Origin of the sequence: Gluconobacter sp. P5H9_a (assembly GCF_018812085.1) — a bacterium.
Taxonomy (GTDB): domain Bacteria; phylum Pseudomonadota; class Alphaproteobacteria; order Acetobacterales; family Acetobacteraceae; genus Gluconobacter.
This window is the reverse complement of record NZ_JACRVW010000022.1, coordinates 15,924-37,203: the sequence shown is the minus strand read 5'-3', so window position 1 is coordinate 37,203 and position 21,280 is coordinate 15,924. Positions and strand designations below refer to the sequence as shown.

22 protein-coding genes are annotated in these 21,280 nt (G+C 57.3%); 15 read left to right on the top strand and 7 right to left on the bottom strand.

Going from position 1 to position 21,280, the window contains the following annotated elements:
• Nucleotides 1-57 precede the first annotated feature (57 nt).
• Nucleotides 58-591, top strand: coding sequence for a hypothetical protein (locus KP708_RS14535; protein ID WP_010505050.1), 534 nt, complete (start codon nt 58-60; stop codon nt 589-591).
• Here the strand turns inward: KP708_RS14535 and KP708_RS14530 are convergent.
• Nucleotides 573-1,091 carry a hypothetical protein gene (locus KP708_RS14530; protein WP_010505051.1) on the bottom strand — a complete coding sequence of 173 codons (519 nt, stop codon included), beginning with the start codon at nt 1,089-1,091 and terminating at the stop codon, nt 573-575. The genes KP708_RS14535 and KP708_RS14530 overlap by 19 nt on opposite strands.
• Before the next feature lie 277 nt (nt 1,092-1,368).
• Here KP708_RS14530 and KP708_RS14525 point away from each other — a divergent pair, with 277 nt between their 5' ends.
• The 7 genes from KP708_RS14525 to KP708_RS14495 all read left to right on the top strand — a co-directional run bounded on the left by KP708_RS14525 (nt 1,369) and on the right by KP708_RS14495 (nt 7,234).
• Nucleotides 1,369-1,608 carry a hypothetical protein gene (locus tag KP708_RS14525; protein ID WP_010505054.1) on the top strand — a complete coding sequence of 80 codons (240 nt, stop codon included), beginning with the start codon at nt 1,369-1,371 and terminating at the stop codon, nt 1,606-1,608.
• Nucleotides 1,609-1,701: 93 nt separating this feature from the next.
• Nucleotides 1,702-1,947, top strand: a complete 246-nt coding sequence (locus KP708_RS14520; RefSeq protein WP_010505056.1) for a hypothetical protein — start codon at nt 1,702-1,704, stop codon at nt 1,945-1,947.
• A 74-nt stretch (nt 1,948-2,021) separates the two neighbouring features.
• A complete protein-coding gene (locus KP708_RS14515; RefSeq protein ID WP_010505058.1) occupies nt 2,022-2,855 on the top strand; it encodes a DNA/RNA non-specific endonuclease in 834 nt (277 codons plus the stop codon).
• Nucleotides 2,852-3,118, top strand: coding sequence for a hypothetical protein (locus tag KP708_RS14510; RefSeq protein ID WP_010505060.1), 267 nt, complete (start codon nt 2,852-2,854; stop codon nt 3,116-3,118). Before KP708_RS14515 ends, KP708_RS14510 begins: the two co-directional genes overlap by 4 nt.
• A 436-nt stretch (nt 3,119-3,554) precedes the next feature.
• The gene (locus KP708_RS14505) at nt 3,555-4,526 is read left to right on the top strand and encodes a DUF3991 and toprim domain-containing protein (protein ID WP_026017710.1); all 972 of its coding nucleotides are present in this window, start codon (nt 3,555-3,557) and stop codon (nt 4,524-4,526) included.
• A gap of 10 nt (nt 4,527-4,536) precedes the next feature.
• Nucleotides 4,537-5,220, top strand: coding sequence for a hypothetical protein (locus KP708_RS14500; RefSeq protein ID WP_010505063.1), 684 nt, complete (start codon nt 4,537-4,539; stop codon nt 5,218-5,220).
• A complete protein-coding gene (locus KP708_RS14495) occupies nt 5,207-7,234 on the top strand; it encodes an ATP-dependent helicase (protein ID WP_010505064.1) in 2,028 nt (675 codons plus the stop codon). The genes KP708_RS14500 and KP708_RS14495 overlap by 14 nt, the downstream gene beginning before the upstream one ends.
• Nucleotides 7,235-7,355: 121 nt before the next feature.
• Here KP708_RS14495 and KP708_RS14490 read toward each other — a convergent pair whose 3' ends face one another.
• Nucleotides 7,356-8,618 (bottom strand): sodium:proton antiporter, encoded by a 1,263-nt coding sequence (locus tag KP708_RS14490; protein WP_059431504.1) that lies wholly within the window; start codon nt 8,616-8,618, stop codon nt 7,356-7,358.
• Nucleotides 8,619-8,886: 268 nt separating this feature from the next.
• Here KP708_RS14490 and KP708_RS14485 point away from each other — a divergent pair, with 268 nt between their 5' ends.
• The 7 genes from KP708_RS14485 to KP708_RS14455 all read left to right on the top strand — a co-directional run bounded on the left by KP708_RS14485 (nt 8,887) and on the right by KP708_RS14455 (nt 14,242).
• On the top strand, nt 8,887-9,240 hold the full coding sequence (locus KP708_RS14485; RefSeq protein WP_010505762.1) for a helix-turn-helix transcriptional regulator: 354 nt from the start codon (nt 8,887-8,889) through the stop codon (nt 9,238-9,240).
• Nucleotides 9,237-9,659 carry an arsenate reductase (glutaredoxin) gene (gene arsC, locus KP708_RS14480; protein ID WP_010505761.1) on the top strand — a complete coding sequence of 141 codons (423 nt, stop codon included), beginning with the start codon at nt 9,237-9,239 and terminating at the stop codon, nt 9,657-9,659. Before KP708_RS14485 ends, arsC begins: the two co-directional genes overlap by 4 nt.
• A complete protein-coding gene (locus KP708_RS14475; protein WP_010505759.1) occupies nt 9,659-10,954 on the top strand; it encodes an arsenic transporter in 1,296 nt (431 codons plus the stop codon). The genes arsC and KP708_RS14475 overlap by 1 nt, the downstream gene beginning before the upstream one ends.
• 21 nt (nt 10,955-10,975) lie before the next feature.
• On the top strand, nt 10,976-11,674 hold the full coding sequence (arsH, locus tag KP708_RS14470; protein WP_010505757.1) for an arsenical resistance protein ArsH: 699 nt from the start codon (nt 10,976-10,978) through the stop codon (nt 11,672-11,674).
• Between the two features lie 136 nt (nt 11,675-11,810).
• The gene (locus KP708_RS14465; protein WP_215757207.1) at nt 11,811-12,893 is read left to right on the top strand and encodes an IS5 family transposase; all 1,083 of its coding nucleotides are present in this window, start codon (nt 11,811-11,813) and stop codon (nt 12,891-12,893) included.
• A gap of 358 nt (nt 12,894-13,251) precedes the next feature.
• A complete protein-coding gene (locus tag KP708_RS14460; protein WP_082204539.1) occupies nt 13,252-13,746 on the top strand; it encodes a MarR family transcriptional regulator in 495 nt (164 codons plus the stop codon).
• A 37-nt stretch (nt 13,747-13,783) separates the two neighbouring features.
• Complete coding sequence (locus KP708_RS14455; RefSeq protein WP_215751205.1) at nt 13,784-14,242, top strand: hypothetical protein; 459 nt, start codon at nt 13,784-13,786, stop codon at nt 14,240-14,242.
• A 1-nt stretch (nt 14,243) separates the two neighbouring features.
• Here KP708_RS14455 and KP708_RS14450 read toward each other — a convergent pair whose 3' ends face one another.
• From KP708_RS14450 to KP708_RS14430, 5 genes are all read right to left on the bottom strand, one after another.
• A complete protein-coding gene (locus KP708_RS14450; RefSeq protein ID WP_156315471.1) occupies nt 14,244-14,543 on the bottom strand; it encodes a hypothetical protein in 300 nt (99 codons plus the stop codon).
• 165 nt (nt 14,544-14,708) lie between these two features.
• Nucleotides 14,709-17,825, bottom strand: coding sequence for an efflux RND transporter permease subunit (locus KP708_RS14445; RefSeq protein WP_010505657.1), 3,117 nt, complete (start codon nt 17,823-17,825; stop codon nt 14,709-14,711).
• A 3-nt stretch (nt 17,826-17,828) separates the two neighbouring features.
• Nucleotides 17,829-18,827 (bottom strand): efflux RND transporter periplasmic adaptor subunit, encoded by a 999-nt coding sequence (locus KP708_RS14440; RefSeq protein WP_215751204.1) that lies wholly within the window; start codon nt 18,825-18,827, stop codon nt 17,829-17,831.
• Between the two features lie 155 nt (nt 18,828-18,982).
• Nucleotides 18,983-20,209 (bottom strand): TolC family protein, encoded by a 1,227-nt coding sequence (locus KP708_RS14435; protein WP_010505662.1) that lies wholly within the window; start codon nt 20,207-20,209, stop codon nt 18,983-18,985.
• Between the two features lie 137 nt (nt 20,210-20,346).
• Complete coding sequence (locus KP708_RS14430; protein ID WP_082204538.1) at nt 20,347-21,171, bottom strand: IS5 family transposase; 825 nt, start codon at nt 21,169-21,171, stop codon at nt 20,347-20,349.
• Nucleotides 21,172-21,280: the final 109 nt, after the last annotated feature.

The window sequence follows — 21,280 nt, the reverse complement described above, 5'->3', positions numbered from 1 at the left end:
CGATCTTGCCGGCGCTGTCGCGGAGGCTCTGTCCGCGCTCGCGCAGGAGGCCACCGCATGAGCCTGCTGTTGCCACACCTGCGGCGCGTCCGCATTGAGGCCGAGGGCCTGACGGCCACCCAGTGGAGCTCACCGCAGGACAAGGCGAAACTGGCCAATGCAATCCTCGCCTTTGTTGCGAAAGGATTGCCGGAGGAGGGGTTCAGCAAGGCGCTGTACCAGCGCGTCAGCCAGATGTGGGGGTTTATCGCCTGCTTTAACCGGAACGGCTTTGCGGGCCGGTATTTCAGCTCGACGCAGGGGCGTCTCGCCTTCCTCGATCAGATCATCGCGCGTGGCGGGATCGGCGATCCCGCCTGGACCTGGTCCGACGTGGAAAGCCGGATCGCGGCTCTTCTGGTCGAGCATCAGGTGCTGGACCTGTACCGCGCTGAACTGCGCCAGGAGACTGTCCGAGGCGAACAGGCGCTGTTGCGCAGGCTGATCGACCGTCACGGCGTGCCGGCCGATCATGCAGGCCGCATCTCACTGGCTCCGGCGTTGGCTGCACCGCTGTCCCGGCAGCAGCCTGTTCAGATGGGTCTGCTCTGACACGTTGCGCTGTCCGTGACGGCGCAGGAGTCCGGATCGTCGATCAGTCCCTGAACGACCTCCCATCCGCCCAGAATATTCTGGGCCGTCTCCCAGGCGACGATCTCGGCGCGCAGCGCCTGCGCAAGATCGTCATAGATGCCGTCGCGCTGCGGATCTTCGATCTCGCGCCGCTCCGCCTTTTCCGTGAGGGACCGTGCGTCGGAAACCCGGGCGAGTGCCCGACCGACCAGAAGCGTCAGCCAGTCAGATGCCATGCGCTGACGACCCTCCCGCGTGTCGGGCAAGGGGGTGGCTCCGAAAATCTGTCGCGCCCTCTCGCGTCCGAACGCGCGGAGGCGCTCAACCTGTCGGGGCGGTGTCACGGCCCGGATTTCGGCAAGCGACCGCAACTGCGTCTCGGGCAGGATTGCGTCGGTGAGCGCGTCCAGGGTCGGTGCACGACGCCGCTCCTGCGGAAAGCGGATCACCGTGGCGGTCTGATCTGTCTGTGCACTCATCGGTGTCCTCCTGTCGTTGTGCGGCAAGCGTAAAGCGCGCCACAGATAAAAGTCAACAAAAACAATAAGATACCGGCCTCATTCGGCCCTCGCGAAAACCTCCGGGGGCAGAAAAGAGACGCGCGGGAAAGAGAAAGAGGAGGGAGGGGGCTCTCATGGGGCAGGCGTCGCAGCAAGGGTGCGTCGCTCCGCTCCCGGCGCACAGCGCCGCCCTTGCCACGCCGCCCGCCCCACGAGGCTGCCGATCGGGAACGAAATAAACCGAGAGAGGCAGAGCATGTCCAAGCGCAGGAAAACAGATCTGACAGCAGCCCGTAAAAAGGCAGAGGTCTTTGGGCCGGACACGGTTCTCTTTGCAGATCTTGAACTCGGAGAAGCCTTCCGCATGGCTGGGGCAGAGCTGGGAGCGGTGTATCGAAAGGTTCGCCGCAACCACTACATGCACGGCGGAAAGCGATGCCTTGCGAGGGACGGTCGTGCCGTCAAGCGCGCTTCCCTGCCTCGGACGGAAGACTGAGATCAGGCCCGCTGATTCTGGCCGTCCTCCACCGACAACAGGGCCGCAGCGCGGCCCGCATCCGGTCAATAAACACAAGAAAGGAACCGCATCGTGCAGGTCCAGACCCTCACTGCTTCGTCCAGTTTTCTTCCCGCGCTTGAGGCGCCCGTCTTTCACCGCGCCGTCTCGGCAGGCAAGACCATTGGCCGCGCACGGCGCTTTTACGCGGAGGCCGATCACCTGGCTGATGACGCGAATGATGATCGTCTCGGGGCGGCGTTACGCGCCGCACTGCGCCGTGATGCCAGCGCCGCCCATCGTTCGGCGCAACGCACGCTGCTGTGTGTCTCCCATTGACAGCCCTGATCCTTCACTCACAACAGGCCGTGTCATCCTGGCATGCACACCACAGGCATCCGGGAGGAAAGGGAATGGCGATGCGACATCACAGAGCGGGGCTTGCCCTGAGCGCCCTGTTCTGGGCCACCGCAAGTCAGGCGGCACCGGCCGGGTGTGCCGAGTTTGGGGGAGACGGCCAGCTTCCGGTTCTGACCAACGAGGCGCTCGGGCAGCAGACCGTGCTTCTGTGCAATGACGCCTTTGCTGTCCTGCACTCGGGGATCAGTCATGGCCCCCTGTGGACGGCAGAGCATCTGACCGAGGAAGACCTGGAACGCAGCATGCAGATCGGCCGGGTCGTCCGGTTCTTTCATGCCGATCCCCGTCTGTCCTTTGAGGACCGGGCCGAGCTGAGCGATTACCGCGCGTCGGATTATGATCGCGGCCATATGGCCTGTTCGGGCGATGAGCCAAGCCGTCGCGCCCAGGAGCAGAGTTTTGCGCTGTCCAATGTGGTCCCCCAGACCCCGGAACTGAATGAAGGCATCTGGACGGGCGTGGAAATGGCCGTGCGCGGGCTCGCACGGCGCGAGGGCGAGCTTTACGTCGTGACCGGTCCTGTCTTCAGCGCTCCGAGGAAGACAATCGGCTGGCATCGGATCTCCGTGCCGTGGGCGACATGGAAGGCCGTTTATGATCCTGCCGAAGATGCAGCGGGGGCGTATTTCTGCCTGAACAATACCCGGCCCACCTGTACGATCATCAGCATTGGCGCCCTGACGCAAGCCACGGGTGTCGATCCGTTCCCGTCGTTGCCAGACGACATCCGGCAGACGGCCATGGCCCTCCCTCGTCCCCGGCAAAGCCCCTATGCCGTCAGGACCCAGGCCGATCCGGAACGGGCGACTGCGGAGGCCAGGCCATGACTTTCTTTCCGTTTGAAGAGGGGAGCGCGCGCCTGCAGATCGATGATCTGGCGATCGAAAATGGTGCAGAGTGCATCGCCGTGTCCGGGCGCCTTGAAATCCGAAGGGACCGGATCGGTTTGCAGGACATTCATGCGTTGAAGGCGCACATCGACGCCATTGCCCGCGAGCTTGAAGGATCGGCCCATCTGCCGGACCGCGCGCGGGGTGCTCGACAGGGCGGCGTGATGCCCGGTCCCTTTGCGGATCGGGACTGTGCCTGAAGGTGTGGGAGCGTCTGGCGGGGAAGGTCTGGAGTGCCACAAGCCTCACTCCGGACAAGACGACCTTCCACCCCAGCTTCCTCCGCGCCCTTCGGTTGCTCCGTGCAGCCGGGTCCCCTGAGAAGGCATCGTGTCCTGCGCTGCGTTTGTGACGGACCTGGCAGTGTCGGGACGAAAGGCGTCGCTGCGCTTGCTTTCGCCCCTTTTGCCTCCGGCACGGGTCGAACGAAAGGCTTGTTTAAGTATTCGTTAAGTTTGTGGCGATGATGTTTGTATATTGGTAAGTCACGGAAAATAAAACACAATGAAAGCCGCAGTAAACCTCCGTTTTTCCTTGCAATACTTGCGGATTTTTCCTAAATTAAACCCAGATCACAGGGGCGTTGAGGCCGGTTCTGACCGTTGCGCCGCCCCGAAGCGAGAAAGGATGACGATCATGGCACGCTTTGAGCCGTTCAGACTGTCTGATGACGACCGGACCGACCTTGTCAAAGGCGTCTCCTGTGCTCTGCTGCTTGAGCGCCATGGCTATCTCCTCGACAAGCCCGAAAGCACGCGGAACGCTCTGAAATACCGTGCGGGCAAGGGTGAGACGATTATCGTCAACCATGAAGGCCGTGGCTGGTGGGATACGGGATCGGACGAAAAGGGGGATGTGTTCTCCCTGATCCAGCGCCTGACGCCCGGTCTGAAGTTTCGCGATGCCTGCCGTGAGCTGGGTCAGCTGGTGGGCATTGAACCGAAGGGGGCAGAATACGTCCGCGAGCGTCAGGCCAAAACGCCAGACGTTGCTCCGGCCGAGCGCTGGCAGGCCAGGAAGGAGCTTAAATCCGGCACGAAGGTCTGGGCATATCTCACCGAGGAGCGCTGCCTTCCGGAATGGGTTCTGCGTCGGGCCATCATGACCGGATGCATCCGGGACGGCTATCACGCCGCCTGGTTCTGCCACCGGGATGCCGCGGGAACCATCTGTGGTGCGGAACTGCGCGGTCCGGACACCAAGGGCATCTGTCTGTCGGGTACGGTCAAAACGCTTTTCCGGTTCCAGCCCGGCCTTGGCCGCACGGTCCGTCGGCTGGTGGTGAGTGAATCCGCCATTGATGCCCTGTCCTACGCCGCCCTCGACAGCGAGCGCACGCGCGAAACCCTGTACTGCTCGACCGCAGGTGGCATGGGACCGGAGACGGTCGAAGCCCTCACGGCCGAGCTGGCTGAAATGGCAAAAGATCCGGCTGCCGTTCTGGTGGCCGCAACCGATAATGATGACGCCGGCAACCGCTATGCCGCGCGCCTTGCAGAGCTGGGCCGCGAGGCCGGTGCCCGCGTGATCCGCCGTATTCCCCACGGTGGCTGCAAAGATTTCAACGACGCCCTGAAGACTGTAGTGGCCGCCGCCCGCGCCGCCTGAGGAGAGACTGATGACGAATGACAAGGCACGACGGGAAATGGAGGCTCTGTTTCCCGGACATGAGAAGAACGACGCCCTGAGAGCGGCCTTTCTGGCGCACCCGGATGCGGACCATTATCTGCGCCTGACGCCAGACCTCGGCTGTCGTATTCCCTGGGCTCTGGTGGCGTATGGTCCTCAGACGGAGCGGCGTCAGGGTCTCGTGGTTGGGGGACGCTGGAGTGCGGCAGGCTGGGATCTCTCCGGACGCATCATCCTGTTTGTTCAGTCTCCGACCGGAGACAGTGGGTTCCTGACCTGCCAGGCGGGGGAGCGGCAGCTTGTCCTGATTGGCACCGTTCCCGGAAGCACGCGTCATCCTGACCGTCCGGATGCCGTCACACTTCTGGGACATGTCGCAGAACTGACCGCCGCCTGGCACGCCGACGCCGAGACAACCCGCGTGTGGCATACCTGGGCCCTGCTGCACAATCAGCCGCCTTTCCCGCAGACCTACGCCGAGATCGCGTTCGACGGTGACGTGCTGCGCGGTCTCGTGGTCGGAGGGACGGTTCTGGCGGACGGGACATGGGACTTCGGGCAGGAGTTTGACCTGATGGTGGAGCCGGACGTCATCCTCAGCCTTGATGCCCGCCGTGCGACGCGGTGCGAGGTTCTTCATGGCACCCGGGAGCAGGGACGTGGTCGTGGATAATCATCTCTCCGGACTGACCCCTTCCCAGGCAGACGCCGCGCGTCAGACAGGGCCGGTTGTTGTTCTGGCGGGTGCCGGGACCGGCAAGACCAAGACGCTTGTGGCCGGTATTGTCGACCGTGTCGTCAAGCGCCGGATGTCGCCTGACCGCATTCTGGCCGTGACCTTTACCAACAAGGCGGCCGGGGAGATGAAGACGCGGATCGCGGCGGCCCTGAACATCGCGCAGGCCCCGTACTGGGTGGGCACCTTCCATGCGCACGGACGCCGTCAGCTGCGGACCGACCCCGACATTGCCGGTCTGCGTCCGGGGTTCGACGTCTGTGACAGCGAAGACAGCACGAAGATCGTGTGCAGGCTCCTGGAAAAGGCGATTGAAGCAGGCGTCATGAATGCCGATGACGGAGAGACGTTTCGCAAGCGTGTGAAGTCCGTCAGCTCGCACATCGCCATGCTCAAGGAAAACATGGTTCTTCCCCCGGATGCCGTGGCCTGGGTCGAGGGACGGATTGCGACGGATGCCATCACCGAAGGCGATGACATCATGGTCTGGCGGGATGCGGCCGTGCTCTATCCTGCGTATCAGGCGATGCTGCGCGAAAGCAATCGCGCGGATTTTGCAGACCTGCTGCTGTGGCCTACCGTGACCATGCTCCGCGACGAACGCTACAGACGGGACTGGGCGGACCGGTTTGACTGCGTGCTGGCCGATGAGTTCCAGGACGTCAATCGCCTCCAGTTTCTCTGGCTGAAATGCCTGTCCAAAGACCACAACGAGCTCTTCGTTGTCGGCGACGATGCGCAGTCGATTTACGGCTGGCGTGGGGCCAATGTCCGGATTATCCGAAGCTTTCTCAAGGAGTTTCCGACCGGACGCATGATTGCCCTGGAGCAGAACTTCCGCTCGACCGGTCATATCCTGTCAGCGGCCAACGCAGTCATTTCTCACGACACCAACCGGCTGGAGAAAACACTGTATACCGCGTCCGGAGATGGGGAGCCAGTGGATATTCTGCGGCATACCGGCAGTCAGGACGAGGCCTCCGGGATTGCTGCCGAGATCGGACGTCGTGCCCTGGAAGGCGTGCCTTACGAGGACATGGCGGTGCTCTATCGCTTCAACCATCTCTCCCGGCTGCTGGAAGAGTCTCTGCTGCGCGCAAGGATCCCTTACGAGCTGGTCAATGATACCGCCTTCTGGCAGCGCGGCGTGGTCAAGGACGCGCTGGCCTTCCTGCGTCTGACATGTTTTCCGTATGAGCGGCAGTCAGACGAGGCCTTCCGCCGGATCGTCAATCAGCCCGCCCGCGGGATCGGGGCCAAGGCCATGGCGACATTCGAGCAGGTCGCGGATGAGGAGGCGATCTCGCTGTACGAGGCGGCGGAGCGCACGGTGCAGGGACGCACCGGCAAGGCTGCTGACAAGCTGCGTGGCTTCCTGGACGTGATTCTGAAAGGCGCCCGCAGTGACGAGCCCAGTCTGGGAGAGCGTCTGAGGGTTCTGGTCGAAGAGAGCGGGTATCTCGCGATGCACCAGGCGGCCGGGGAGGATGGACGCACGGCGCTGGAAAACCTGCACGAGCTTCTGTCACTCGCCAACGAGTTCAGCTCGGTGGAGGAGCTGTTCGACCATGCGGCCCTTGGTTCGGAAAGCCGGGATGATGACAGTGTCGGTCGGGTCAAGCTGATGACCATCCATGGCTCAAAGGGCCTGGAGTTCGGGCATGTCTTTCTGATCGGCTGGGAAGATACGCTGTTCCCGTCGCGAACGAACATTGATCCGGCGGAGGAACGTCGACTGGCCTATGTCGCACTCACCCGCGGCCGCCAGCGCGTCAGTGTGTCCTGGTGCGAGTTTCGTCGGGGCGAGCAGGCCAATCCGAGCTGCTTCATCGACGAGATCCCGCTCCAGGCGCGGCGGGATGGCTGGGGGCGCAATCTAAAGCGCCGTCCCGCGCTCCAACGGGGAATGGTTTTCAATAGGCAGACTCAGAGAGAGGCGATGGGGTTCTGACCACTCACGTGCGGTGGCCGCACTTGGGGGATGCGGAAGGTCGGCTATCTGTTGAAAAACATGAGAAAGCTGCCACTACTTTCCTCCTTGCGGAACTGTCCTTCAAATAATCAGAGCCGTATTATTGCGGTCCAAGCGTAGAGGACGGATAGAGTTTGCGGGCAAACCGCTCCATGGTTAGCCCCTGCACAATGATCGTAAACACCACCACGCCGTAACAGACAGGCAGCATCAGCTCGCGCAAGTCTCCGGGCGGCAAGCCAAGCGCCAGCGAAACCGAGATACCGCCACGCAAACCGCCCCAGGTCAGGACACCAAGAACACGGCCCCGCTCCCATTGCCTGAGGTGAACCGGAAGCGTTGAAAACAGCACGCTCAATGCCCGCACGGCAACAGACAGCGGGATCACAGCAAGGGTCGCCAGCACCGTAAACAGATGTGGCGTGACCTCAAGGATTTCAAAGCCGATCAGCATGAACAGCAGGACGTTCAGCACCTCGTCAATGAGTGTCCATGCGACGTCGAGTTCCTTTCGGGATGCCTCATCGAAAACGGAATAACTATAGCTTGTTCCGAAACATAGTCCCGCCACCACGACGGCGATCGCACCCGACATGCCAAGCTGGTTGGCAATGCTGAAGGTTCCGGTCGCAAGAGCCAGCGACGTCAGCAGATCAATATGCGGATCCCGCTGTTCCTTAAGCACACGGAGTGCGATCCATCCGGTCAGTGCGCCCAGCAAACCCCCACCGATTGCTTCGCGACAGAAACTCAGAGCAATTTCGGAGGCGGTAACTTCCTGACTGTCCCCGGTCGCCAGTCCGATCGTGACGCCGAAAATCACCACGCCCACGCCGTCATTGAACAGGCTCTCCCCTGCGAAAACGGCCTGAAGCGGTCCCGGCAGTCCGAGACGTTTCAGCATACCGACAACCGAAACGGGATCAGTCGGCGCGAGGATGGCCCCAAGGACGATGCACCACGTGAAAGGAATGGCATGCCCCAACAGAGGGAAGACGTACCATGCCGCGATCGCCAGAAAGGCAACGGCCAGGACGGTTCCCAGAACAGAGAGAGCAGCCACGCAGGCAAGCTTTGCGCGCAAATGTCCGACGTTTACCTGCGTGGCCCCGGCAAACAGAAGCAGGGACAGCGCGCCATTCAGAAGGGCCGTGGGGAGATTGATCGCTCCGAGCACAGACCGTGGGAGAGCCTGAAGGTCATAGGACGGTATCAACGGATTCAGGATCATGACCAGCAGGGAAGCCAGCAATGAGAAGACTAGCACGCCAATTGTCACAGGAAGACGAAACGTGTGGTGATTGAGAATGCTGAACCCCGCCGAGAGAGTCAGAAGCAGGGCGAGGAGGCTGATGGTATCCATGCCTTCACCGCTGGCTGCTCCTATCCCCTACGTCAAGAAGAACCGGCAATGGTCCGCTATCGGAGATATCCTGACTGCTCTTCCCATATCCGAGATGAGGGCGACTGCCGGCCTGTCCGCTTCAAATTCATTAAGCAGACAGGCGGTTAAGGGGGGTAAGCGGAATGTCTGGTCTGAGCAGAAAAGTTGAGGAAGCCGACAGTCGTGATCTCCGTTTCCTCACACAGGATAGCTTGACTTACGACAATATATCCACAATACTGGATATATGGATACAGAATCTACCCTCGCAGCCCTGAGCGCCCTGTCGCAATCCACAAGACTGGAGATCTTTCGCCTGCTGGTGCGCTACGAGCCGGACGGATTACCCGCCGGAGATGTCGCGCGGCATCTCAATGTCCCGCAGAACACCATCTCGGCCCATCTCGCCACCCTGGCCCGTTCCGGGCTGCTGACCTCGGAGCGTCATAGCCGGCTGATCGTCTATCGCGCCTGTCTTCCGCGCCTGCGGGACCTGATGATCTTCCTCGTCAGGGACTGCTGCGCGGGCAGTCCCGAACTCTGCGCGCCTCTAGTCGCGACCCTGTCCTCCTGCTGTCCCTCCCCGGAAGCCCGCTCATGACCATCACGATCTACCACAACCCGGCCTGCGGCACGTCGCGCAACGTTCTGGCACTGATCCGCAACAGCGGCGAAGAACCCCGGATCATCGAATATCTGAAAAAGCCTCCCAGCCGTGCGGAACTGGTCGATCTGATCGCCCGTATGGGCGTTCCGGTGCGCTCGGTCCTGCGGGAAAAGGGCACGCCCTTTCACGAACTTGGCCTCGATAATCCGACCCTGACGAACGATGCGCTGCTCGACGCCATGATCGCACATCCGATCCTGTTGAACCGACCGATCGTCGTCACCCCCCTCGGTGTTGCGCTCTGCCGTCCGTCCGAGACGGTTCTGGACATCCTGCCCAACCCCCAGCGTGACGCGTTCGCCAAGGAAGACGGCGCGAAGATCGTCGATGAAGCCGGAAAACGGATCGTCTGATGCTGGCTCTTGCCATTTTCATTGCTACACTGGTTTTTGTCATCTGGCAGCCTCGGGGGCTGGGCATCGGCTGGAGCGCAATGGCAGGTGCCGCCGTGGCCCTGGCGTCTGGAGTGATCCACTGGCACGACATTCCTGTCGTCTGGCACATCGTCTGGGACGCGACCTTCACCTTTATCGCGCTGATCGTCATCTCGCTATTGCTGGATGAGGCCGGGTTCTTCCATTGGGCCGCCCTGCACGTCGTGCGCTGGGGCAAAGGACGAGGCCGGACGCTATTCCCGCTGATCGTGGTGCTGGGAGCGGCCATTGCAGCGGTTTTCGCCAATGACGGCGCGGCCCTGTTGCTCACGCCCATTGTCATTGCCATTTTCACTCAACTCCGCCTGAGCCATACCGCAGCCCTGGCCTTCATCATTGCGACTGGCTTCGTCGCAGACACCACAAGCCTGCCGCTGGTGATTTCCAATCTGGTGAACATCGTCAGCGCCAATTTCTTCCGCATTGCGTTCGATCGCTATGCCGCCATCATGGTCCCCGTCGATCTGGTAGCACTTGGTGCAACGCTTGCCGTCCTGTGGCTGTGGTATTGGCGGCAGGTGCCTGCGACCTATCCCGTCGCCGAACTGCCAGCACCCGCCACGGCCATTCGTGACCACCATGTATTCCGGGCGGCATTTCCGCTGCTGGCCCTGGTTCTGGCGGCCTATTTCCTGACCGCGCCGTTTCATATCCCGGTCTGTGTCGTAGCCTGCCTGGCCGCCGGAATCCTCTTGCTCGTCGCCGGATATGGCCGGGTCATCCCTGTTCGCAAGGTGCTGCGGGGTGCCCCATGGCAGATCGTGATCTTCTCGCTGGGTATGTATCTGGTGGTATACGGCCTGCGCAATGCCGGGCTGACCGACTACCTTGCAACCGCACTGGTCTGGCTTGGTCATCAGGGGACGTTCGCTGCCACGATAGGCGCCGGCTTTCTGGCGGCTGTTCTGTCGTCTATCATGAACAATATGCCGAGTGTGCTGGTCGGGGCGCTGGCGATCCAGCAGGCTCACGACATCACGCCGCTGACACGCGACCTGATGATCTATGCCAACGTCATCGGCTGCGATCTCGGGCCGAAATTTACACCGATCGGCAGTCTCGCCACGTTGCTGTGGCTGCATGTGCTGGCATCCAAAAATCATCGGGTCACATGGAGGCAGTATATGAAGGTCGGACTGGTGATCACCCCGCCCGTCCTGCTGGCAACACTCGCGGCGCTGGCCCTATGGCTGCCCCGGATCAGTCACCCGTAATACACGACAGGACCGATATATATGACCGAACCTGAGCTGCCAGCCTTGCATCCGGAGTATCTTGAACCGGTCGATCTCGCGCGGCTGGAACCGCAACCGCGTGTGGACCATCCGCCGCGTATCCTTCTGCTCTATGGCTCTTTGCGTCCCCGCTCGTTCAGCCGCCTGCTGGTGCTGGAGGCAGAGCGCATTCTGAAAGTCCTCGGCGCCGAGACACGGGTGTTCGACCCGACCGACCTGCCGGTAGCGGATTCCGTGCCCGCGACCCATCCGAAAGTGCAGGAACTGCGGAAACTCTCGATCTGGTCGGAAGGTCAGGTCTGGTGCAGCCCCGAACGGCACGGCAACATCACTGCCGTGTTCAAGAACCAGATCGACTGGCTGCCGTTGTCCGAAGGCTCGATCCGCCCGACGCAGGGCCGTACGCTGGCGGTCATGCAGGTTTCGGGTGGATCGCAGAGCTTCAATTCCGTCAATGGCCTGCGGGTGCTGGGCCGGTGGATGCGGATGTTCACCATCCCCAACCAGTCCAGCGTGCCAATGGCCTATACGCAGTTCGGTGACGATGACCGCATGAAGCCGTCCCCCCTTTATGACCGGATGGTAGATGTCATGGAGGAACTGATGAAATTCACATGGCTGCTGCGCGACCGGGCCGACTATCTAGTGGACCGCTATAGTGAACGTAACTCGGAACACCGCTTGCCTGAAAAGCTATGAGCCGGGCTGGCGCGCATTTCTGGCATACGACGTCGGCTTATCAAAACCCTAAGCGACCCACCTGGAGGGTTCGAAAAACTCTCTGGTTATGAGGCCCTGTGTGTGATTCCATCGTTCATCTTACGATGAGGGATGGATGATGAWGCAGCCCGGTTTYTTTGATGTTGAAGATCGCCTGGCTCGTCTGAGTGGGCTTGGTGACCAGCTCGAAGCGTTTTCCCGGACTGTGGATTTTGAAGTATTCCGTCCTGACCTGGATAAAGCTCTGGCCTATGCAGACGGCAGTAAAGGCGGTCGTCCACCGTTTGATCCGGTTCTGATGTTCAAGATTTTGGTCATCCAGACGTTGAACAACCTGTCCGACGAACGGACGGAATATCTGATCAACGATCGGCTTTCCTTCATGCGTTTTCTTGGTCTGGGGCTGTCAGATCGCGTGCCCGATGCCAAAACGGTCTGGCTGTTTCGCGAGCGTCTGACACAGGCGGGTGCGGTCGATGGTCTGTTCAATCGCTTTGATGCAACCCTGCGGAACGCTGGTTATCTCCCGATGTCAGGGCAGATCCTGGATGCAACGCTGGTCGCGGCTCCCAGGCAGCGCAACACAAATGCTGAGAAAGCGGATCTGCGTGAAGGGCGGATCCCACAGGACTGGCAGGACAAGCCGTCAAAGCTGTCCCACAAGGACAGGCATGCGCGGTGGACGCTGAAGTTCACGAAAGCAAAGCGGCAGGGGGATGGGACGATCCCCGCAACAGATCTTGCCATCCCATTCTTTGGCTACAAATCCCATGTCTCCATCGACCGAAAATTTCGGTTGATCCGGAAATGGAAAATAACCGATGCCGCCGCCAGTGATGGTGCGCGATTGAGAGAGGGCTTGCTGGATAAAACCAATACGGCCTCAATAGTCTGGGCAGACACAGCCTATCGCTCAAAAGCCAACGAAGACTTCATGGAGAAGCAGGGCTTTGTCTCGAAGGTCCACAGGAAAAAGCCGCATCTCAAACCCATGCCCCGGCACATCCAGCGCTCCAATGCCGGAAAGTCCATTATTCGATCGCGTGTCGAACATGTCTTTGCTGATCAGAAGTCACAGACCGGGCTGTTCGTCCGGACTGTGGGCATAACTCGAGCCACCATGAGGATCGGGCTGGCCAATATCGTCTATAATATGCGCCGCTTCCTTTTCCTCGAGAGGATTAACGCCCACGCGTAGCAGTCCAGCGGATGATCGTTCCCGATCTGCTCAAAACGCAGAGCGAAAGCCACCCCAGGAGCCATCAATCAGCACGCCAAAACTCTGAAATCAGGAGCCAGACGCATCAATCAACGGTTCTTCGATCTCTCCGGGTCGTGGGCTCCAGCACGGGAGCGGCGAGCGCGGGCGCGGCGGCAATAGCGGTAGCCAAGGCGATGACTGTGGAGAGGCGCTTCATGGTGGAAAACTCCGTATCGATCAGGCTGCGATCAGCCTGTGAAGCATTATATATCGCGTGCGATATTATCGTGAAACATTGGAAATTGCATAGCTCCTATGCATTAACATCGCCCGAGATTTGATATTGCGCGATATAATGACTCTGCTTATGGAGGATGATATGAACGAAGACCCATCCACACCTGATCTGTCGAATTTCGTGTGCTTCTCGCTGTATGCCGCGAGCCACGCCTTCAATCGGCTGTACCAACCGCTGCTCGAGCCGCTCGGTCTCACCTATCCGCAATATCTGGTAATGACCGTCCTGTGGAGCAGTGACGGCAGACTTGTCGGCGAAATTGGATCACAACTCGATCTGGTCAGCTCCACCCTGACGCCGTTGCTCAAGCGGCTGGAGGGCGCTGGCCTTGTGGAACGCACCCGCGACCAGAAGGACGAACGACAGGTGCGCGTTCATCTGACCGAGGCCGGTCGGGCCCTGCGCGTTCAGGCCGAGACGATTCCGGCTTGTGTGTTGGCGGCGACCGGGCTGTCGATCACCGAACTGCGGGACTTGCGTAATCGGGTCGACCGGCTACGCCAAGCCGTCAGCTCTCCGCGTGCTCCGGGCTGCAATTCCGACGATCATTGAGCCTGTCATCCATCAATAACCATTTCCAGAGAGACTGGTGTTGAGTTCCCCCTACGCCCTAACAGAGACGAGCGGGGTCATCGCACTTGGCCGCCGGCACATACCGCGCATTTTAGGCGGGATGCTGGTGATGTTGGTCGTGATCGACAACAGCCTATCCTCGCAAGCCATGAACACGTCCGTTTCAGAGAAGCGAAAAGCGACGCTCTGGCGTCCGACATGTAGGCGACCGCCGCCTGTCTGTTTTGGTTCGCTTGAGCAGACAGGCGAATTAGGGGAGCAAGCAGATGTCGGCTGTTGGCGAGGAAATAAGCGTAAGCAGCTATTCCGGATGTTGGAAATGCATAACCACTACACCTCCCTATCCGGTCATATAGTTTTTTGGACTCCCGAAGCGAATGACGATAAAAATCGAAATGCTTGCAGCACTTTTTGCGTAGGTATTTTAGGCGTATTAAAAATAAATATTATGAATTTTTGTCATAAAAATATTTGAATTACTGATTTCCTATAATTTCTTCTCCAGATATGTATCCTAGATCATCTCTATGTATCTCTAGGGTGGATTTTATATAGCTTGCCTTATACTTAATTTTTACCGACAGGTGACAAATATATTTTATTTCTAAAATTCCTTTTTTTTGACAAGAAAGTTCAGTTATCTCGAAGGTCGGATTTAAACCCTGACGCATTTCTAACATTTCAATGCGCCTCAGGCGATGCAGGCCGGTTTCGACGTTGGAAGCAGGAATAGGTTTATAAATATAGTTTACTAAGTAGTCATGAACCTCGTCCACTGTCGGACTTTTCTGATGGCTTCTAATAAAAATTACTGCGAGAAAAAATAAGACAAAAATTATAAAAGATATTTTTAATATTATTTTGTTCACAAAAAAATTCCGTAATTATTTTAATATAGAGCGATTATCTGATGATACTCGCTCTATCTGTGTGAGTTTTCTCTAGAGTCGGCTTCTTCTCCATTCATCCAGCTTAACATACAAACTGGGTAAGACGAGAAGAGTCAGGGCCGTACATGACACCAGCCCTCCAATAACAACGGTTGCTAATGGCTTTTCAACTTCAGCCCCTTCGCTCATTGAAAACGCCATCGGAAAGAACCCCAGGCAGGCCACAGTAGCTGTAGCCATGACAGGGCGGAAACGCTCTTCAGCGGCCTCCTGACTGGCAACGCGCGCCGACAACCCTGCCGCTCGTTTTTCCCGAATGCAGGAAACAAGGACTACTCCATTCAAGGTCGCCACCCCGAACAAAGCAATAAACCCAATCCCAGCAGAGACGCTAAACGGCAGGGATCTTACCGTCAGTGCCAGGATACCACCCGTTGCGGCAAACGGCAGATTTAGGAAGACCAGGCCCGCTACCCAAGTATCCCCAAACGCGAACACCAACAGAAAGAAAATAAGCGCCAAGGTAATCGGTACGACAATCTCCAATCGAGCAACAGCTGACTGGAGATTGCGAAACTGTCCGCCCCATTCAACACGATATCCATGGGGAAGTTTAAGTTGCTGGCCAACGGTCGTCTGAGCTTCCTGTACGAACGAACTCATATCGCGCCCGCGCACGTTCGCCTGCACCATCATCCGTCGCTCCCCCTGATAGCGGCGGATGGCCGCTGGCCCATCAGTCAGCGTGATTTTAGCGACCTGAGACAATTCAACCATCTGGTCATCTCGTGTCGCGACCGGGAGGCGTTTGATATCATCAAGAGTACGCCTTTGCGGAGCGTCGATCCGCACTTCGGTTGGAATTAAAGCATCACCCGTTGAAACCGGCGGCCCGACGTGTCCGCCGACGGACTCGACAACATCAAGAATAGCCGCTGTATCCACATTGAGCCGACCTGCGGCTGTTCGATCCACATCAATATGAAGATATGGAATCGTCCCAACGTCCTGGGGAGCGACGTCCGCCGCACCGTTAATCCTGCTGACAATATCTGCCGTTTGTCGCGCCAGTTCCTGTAGCCGACGAATATCAGGACCGTAGATGCCGATTGCAATCTGTGAGCGCACTCCGGCCTGCATGTCATCCATGCGCATTTGAATGGGTTGGCTCCACGAAAAAAGCGAGCCGGGATTATTCTGGCGCAGTGCTGCGTCAAACGCCCTCACGAGCCCTTCCTGGGAATGTGCAGTCTTCCATTCTGATCGCGGCTTCAGCAAAACATAGGTGTCGCTTTGTTCTCCGCCCTGTGGATCTGTAGGGATAGCTGACGTTCCAGTATTACTCACCAACATGCGAATATCGGGAAATTGTCGCAGGGTCTTTTCAATGTTCGTAACGGCACGCACTGACGCATCGAGAGAGATTCCTGGAAGACGCGTTGACGTGACAATCAAATCACCCTCCTGGAGTTGTGGAATGAACTCTCCTCCAAGACGTGTCGCCAAAAAGACAGACACAAGCAGAATACCGACTGCAACCATGAAAATCTGATTTGTATGTGTGCGGCAATATCGCGCTGCCGGGTTAAAGCCACGCCTCAAAAAGGCGATAAATCGTGTGTCATGGCTTTCGACACTGAAGGCATGTTCCTGTCCTTCAGGTCCGGTCACTGTGTCAGCGCTTCCTGAATGACTCTTCATGACCATCGCACATAAAGCTGGCACACCCAGAAAAGCGAAGACGAGAGAAGCCAGCAATGCCAGAATAATGGTTTCTGCCATCGGTCGAAACATCCGCCCTTCGACACCTTCCAGTGTCAGGATCGGCAGATAGACCAGCATGATGATAAACACGGCAAAAATCACAGGCCGCGCGACAGAGGCCGTCACTTTGGCCACGCGCTCCTGCAGAGTCAGCCCCGCAATAACGGAAATACTCAGAACGCCCTCGACAATGACGAGTGCACTATCGACAATCATTCCAAAATCTATGGCCCCAAGACTGAGAAGATTGGCCGAAATACCAAGATGGTGCATCCCAACCATCGCAGCCAGCAGAGCAAAAGGAATGATGGACATGATGACCAGAGAAGCCCTCCAGTCTCCAAGAACGACAAGCAGCACCACCAGAACAAGCAACGCGCCCAATGCAAGGTTTTCCTTGACGGTATCAATCGTCACATCTGTCAGCGTTGTACGGCTGTAATACGGCTCCAGGATGATGCCCTCTGGGAGTGTTTTTTGAAGCGTTGGGAGAATTCTGTTTAACCGGTTGAGCGTGTCACGGGCACTTGCGCCTTCCTGCAGAAGAACAACTGCATTCACAGCCTCTCCTTTACCATCCCGTGTTACAGCTCCTAGCCTTGGAAGCGCACCTTTGCGGACAGTGCCAATATCCCTGATATGAACAACCTCTCCGTTTGGGCCACTTTTGACCTGAACTTCTCCCAATTCTTTGAGGTCATCGATGAGGGAGCGACCCACAATAATGTGCTGCTCATCATTATGTTCTATCCACGCCCCCCCAGCGGCCTCATTGCCAGTATCGACGGCTTTAAAAACATCTGAAATGGACACATTGAACCGACGCATGGCCATTGGATCGAGCGCGACTTCGTAGGTCTCCGATGCGCCACCATTGACGTTGACATCCACCACTCCAGGAATCAGTCGCAGCTTAGGCACAACAGACCAGTTCAGAATACGGTTCAGATCTGTGAGAGACTGGCCTTTCCCTTTAATCTCCAGTTGCATGATTTCACCCATGCCTGTGGCCATTGGCCCCATGCTAATGGAGAGTCCGTGGACTGAAATGGTATTTTTTGCCTGATCCAGAAATTGAGACACCAGGTCCCGATCGCGGTAAATGCTCGTATTGTCATCAAATTGAAGATAGAGAACCGATACGCCAGTACGGGAAACCGATCTTAGGTTTTTTAGCCCGACAACCCCCGACAGCACCGTTTCAATGGGAAATGTAACGAGCTTCTCCACCTCTTCTGTCGGTAATCCAGGTGCCTGAATAGAGACGAGAACCTGACGTGGCGAAATATCTGGAACTGGCTCTACGGGAAGAGAGCGAAGATCGAAAAGACCTGCCACCATCAAAAGAAGAATACAGCCCAGAATTCCTTTCCGGCCTTTGACGACATGCAAAAAGAAATTCATGATCTAGTCCCGTGCTTCGGAATGATCAGGCGTCGGCGCCAGAAGATATTGCGACTTCAGGACAAAGCTTCCTTGTGAGACAACTTTCTGCCCAGCCTTGAGACCCTCTGTCACCAAAGCTTTTCCCTCAAGAGTAGTCGCGACAGTCACATTCCTCGGAACAAATTCATGATCTGATTTTTGAACAAAGACACAATTTTCTCCATTCAATGTCTGAATGGCAGCTTCTGGAACAAGAACGCCGGAGACACGATTTCTTGTCATCAAACGAGTTTTTACAAGCATATCAGGACGCAAAATCATATCAGGATTGGTTACGAGGCTACGCACCAGAACATGTCTGGTTCCGGGCTCAATACTGGCCTCGATAAGAGTAATATTTGAAGAAATAGGAGCCTGATTCGCAGAGATGTATGTTAACTGCTGCCCCCCAGCAGCCAACAGTCCAGCTTTCTGTGGATCAACCTGCGAGATGACCCAGACCTGCGAAAGGTCGTCAATTTCAACAGCTGGTAAGGCTGTATTCGAAACACTCTCTCCCTGAGTTACTGAAATCGTACGGATAATACCGCTGATCGGAGAGGTCACGGTAGAAACCAGGCCTTCTCCTTTTTCCAATTGTGTTGAATACCGCGCGAGACGTTGCCGTTCCGTAGTTAACTCTGCCTGTCTCTGACGAACCAATTCACGTGCTGCTTTGAACGATGAAAAGCGTCGCTCTACTTCGCCGGAAGAGACAACGCCCCCCTCTAAAGCATGCCCACGTTTATAAATATCCGTTGCGTTACTTTCTTGCGCCAGGGCCTGCTGATAAGCTGCCTGTGCCTCGTTAGCTCTCTGTTCCTGATCTGCCAGGCTGAAATTTTCATATTTAAAAAGGGGGGCGCCTTTCTGGACTTTCTCTCCTGGCGTTACAAAGACCTCCTGAACACGGCCGTTTCCGACTGGGTGGATACGGGCGACATGGCGCTCATCAAGTGCGACATAGGCCGGAACATCCATATGATCAGACAGCGTTCCGGCTATCGCCGTAGAGATCACAATATTTTCCGCTTTAAAAGCATCCGGCGAAATCTGAACGGTCTTTTCAGCCATGCCTATGCCAGGAAAGCACAAAGGACTCATGCCCAACAGGACAGACACAAAGATGGATTTTTTCACGGGGTCTCTCCTGTCAGGAGCATCATTCTGATCATGGCCGTGTGCCAGACGACATTCGCCTGAGAGGCTCGTTGCTGCGCTTCCAGAGCACTGCGGCGCGCACGGAGATATTCTATGACCGACACTTCTCCGACCTTCCAGGCGTTTTCAAGGTCGTTTGCACGTTTCTGTAGTGCGATATTGGTTGCTTCGCTGTGTTGCAGAATTGTCAGCGACGAACGAAAGCGGGTGTGAACCTGCCGATATTCGGTCTGGACTTTTCTGCGCGCCAGAATGGCATCCCGGTCTGCCGCCGCCATAGCCCTGACCGCTTTCATTTCCATGGGAGTATTTCGGGCTGCACTTGGTAGAGGGATTTGGATCTGAACCCCTACCTGCGTATCCCACGGACTTTGATACTGTTCCTGCCGGCTGACCATGACACCCAAGCGCGGATTGGGGATTTTGGAATGACGCGCAACTTCGTAGGACGATTTTGAGACACTTCTTATGGCCTCTGCCAGCCTGACTCTCGGATCTCGTTCAACGTTCAGAGCCATGTTACGCCCATCCAGGATATGTCCTGAAAGAGACAGAAGATCAGGAATATCTTCGTGTCCGGTCAGAGCTTCAAGATCAGCTTTGATACCGTCCAAAGATTGAACTGCATCTGAAATCCTGCCTTCAAGGGTTTCTTTCTCTGCGACAATCGCCTCGTTATCAGAGCCGGACAGTTCACCATTCTGATAGGCAACTTCAGTAACGTGAGCGATATTTCCCAGCAGGGTATCGGCATGACGTAAATTTCGAATAGTTTCCTGCTGGAGTGTCGCCTCGCTGGTTAGCGTGACGATACGGACAGCTGTTACCAGTTTTTCGACCTGAGTATTAGCGTCGGCAACTTCCTGATTTCCAAGTGCTTCATTGGCAATCGCGCGGCTTTGTCCTGGCAGCCACAAAGGAAAATTTATACCACCTTGGTACGTTGTATAGCCGACTTTGCTACCGATAAAATGATCGTCAAGATACTCGCCTGTAATAGTCGGGCTGTCAGGAAACCAGGCACGTGCCGCTTTGGCCTCTTTCCTGGCTGAAAAGGCATCCGTATGAAAAGACGCCAGCCTCGGATCTGCTTGCCAGGCCAAGTGAATGGCATCATGAAGTGTTTCTGCTCCCGCCTGCGAAAGACCACTTAGTAAAAGGAGAGAAAAACTCAGATAACATATCAACAGAGGGATTTTCACGAATATGGGTCTCTCGAAGATGCAAGATCTTCCCAAAATTCATACACACGAAATGGCTTCTTTATTTTTCAAAGAATGTTTCAATATTAATAATTTTTTTATAAAGTTGATTGGGCTTTAAGAGCCTGTTTGGAAAGTCATGGATGAGCGTTTCTTCGGATGAGATTGGCCCCCATGGCGACGAAGATCATGGCCTGTGAGACATCGATGCGGCGCTCGTAATCGCGCACGAGGCGTCGCCAGCGGGTCATCCAACCGAACGTCCGTTCGACGACCCAGCGTCGGGACAGAACCTCGAAGCCTTTAGCCCCGTTACGGCGGCGGATGATCTCGACGACGAACTCCAGATAAGCCGCCTTGTCCATCAGTTGGAGGCGGTCATAGGCGCCATCGGCAAACAGGTGCTTCACCCAGGGCCAGCGTTTACGGATCGCATCCAGGATCATCTGTGCGCCTGCGCTGTCGGAGATGTCGGCCGGTGTCAGGTTGAGCATCAGCAGGCGCCCGTCCGTATCGACGGCGATATGCCGCTTGCGTCCGACCACTTTCTTACCGGCGTCATAACCCCTTGTCTTTGCATGAGGCGCCTTGACGCTTTGGCTGTCGATCACCCCGGCCGACGGACTGGCTTCACGACCCATCCGCTCCCGATCGAGCATCAATTCAACATCGTGGATCGTCTGAAACAGGAAACGCCGCGCCAGTTCCCGGAACCAGCCATAGACTGTTCGCCAATGCCCGAAATGGATCGGCAACATTCGCCAGCCACCGCCCGAGCGGACCAGATAGCGCACCGCGTTGATCACTTCGCGGAATTCAATTTCCCGCGGACGTTCCATGCGCCCAGGCTCAGGCATCAGTGGCGCGATCCGCGCCCATTCCTCATCCGTCATGTCAGACGGATAGCGCTTCGTCTTGCGGGTGATACTGGCCATCCGACCTCTCTGCTCTGGCGTCCACATCCAGGGCTTGAATCACACCCTCACCGAATTTCCAAACAGGCTCTAAGCTCGCGCATAGACCGCATCTGGAGGGATCGAAGAACCGTTGGTTGATGCGCCTGGCTCGTGA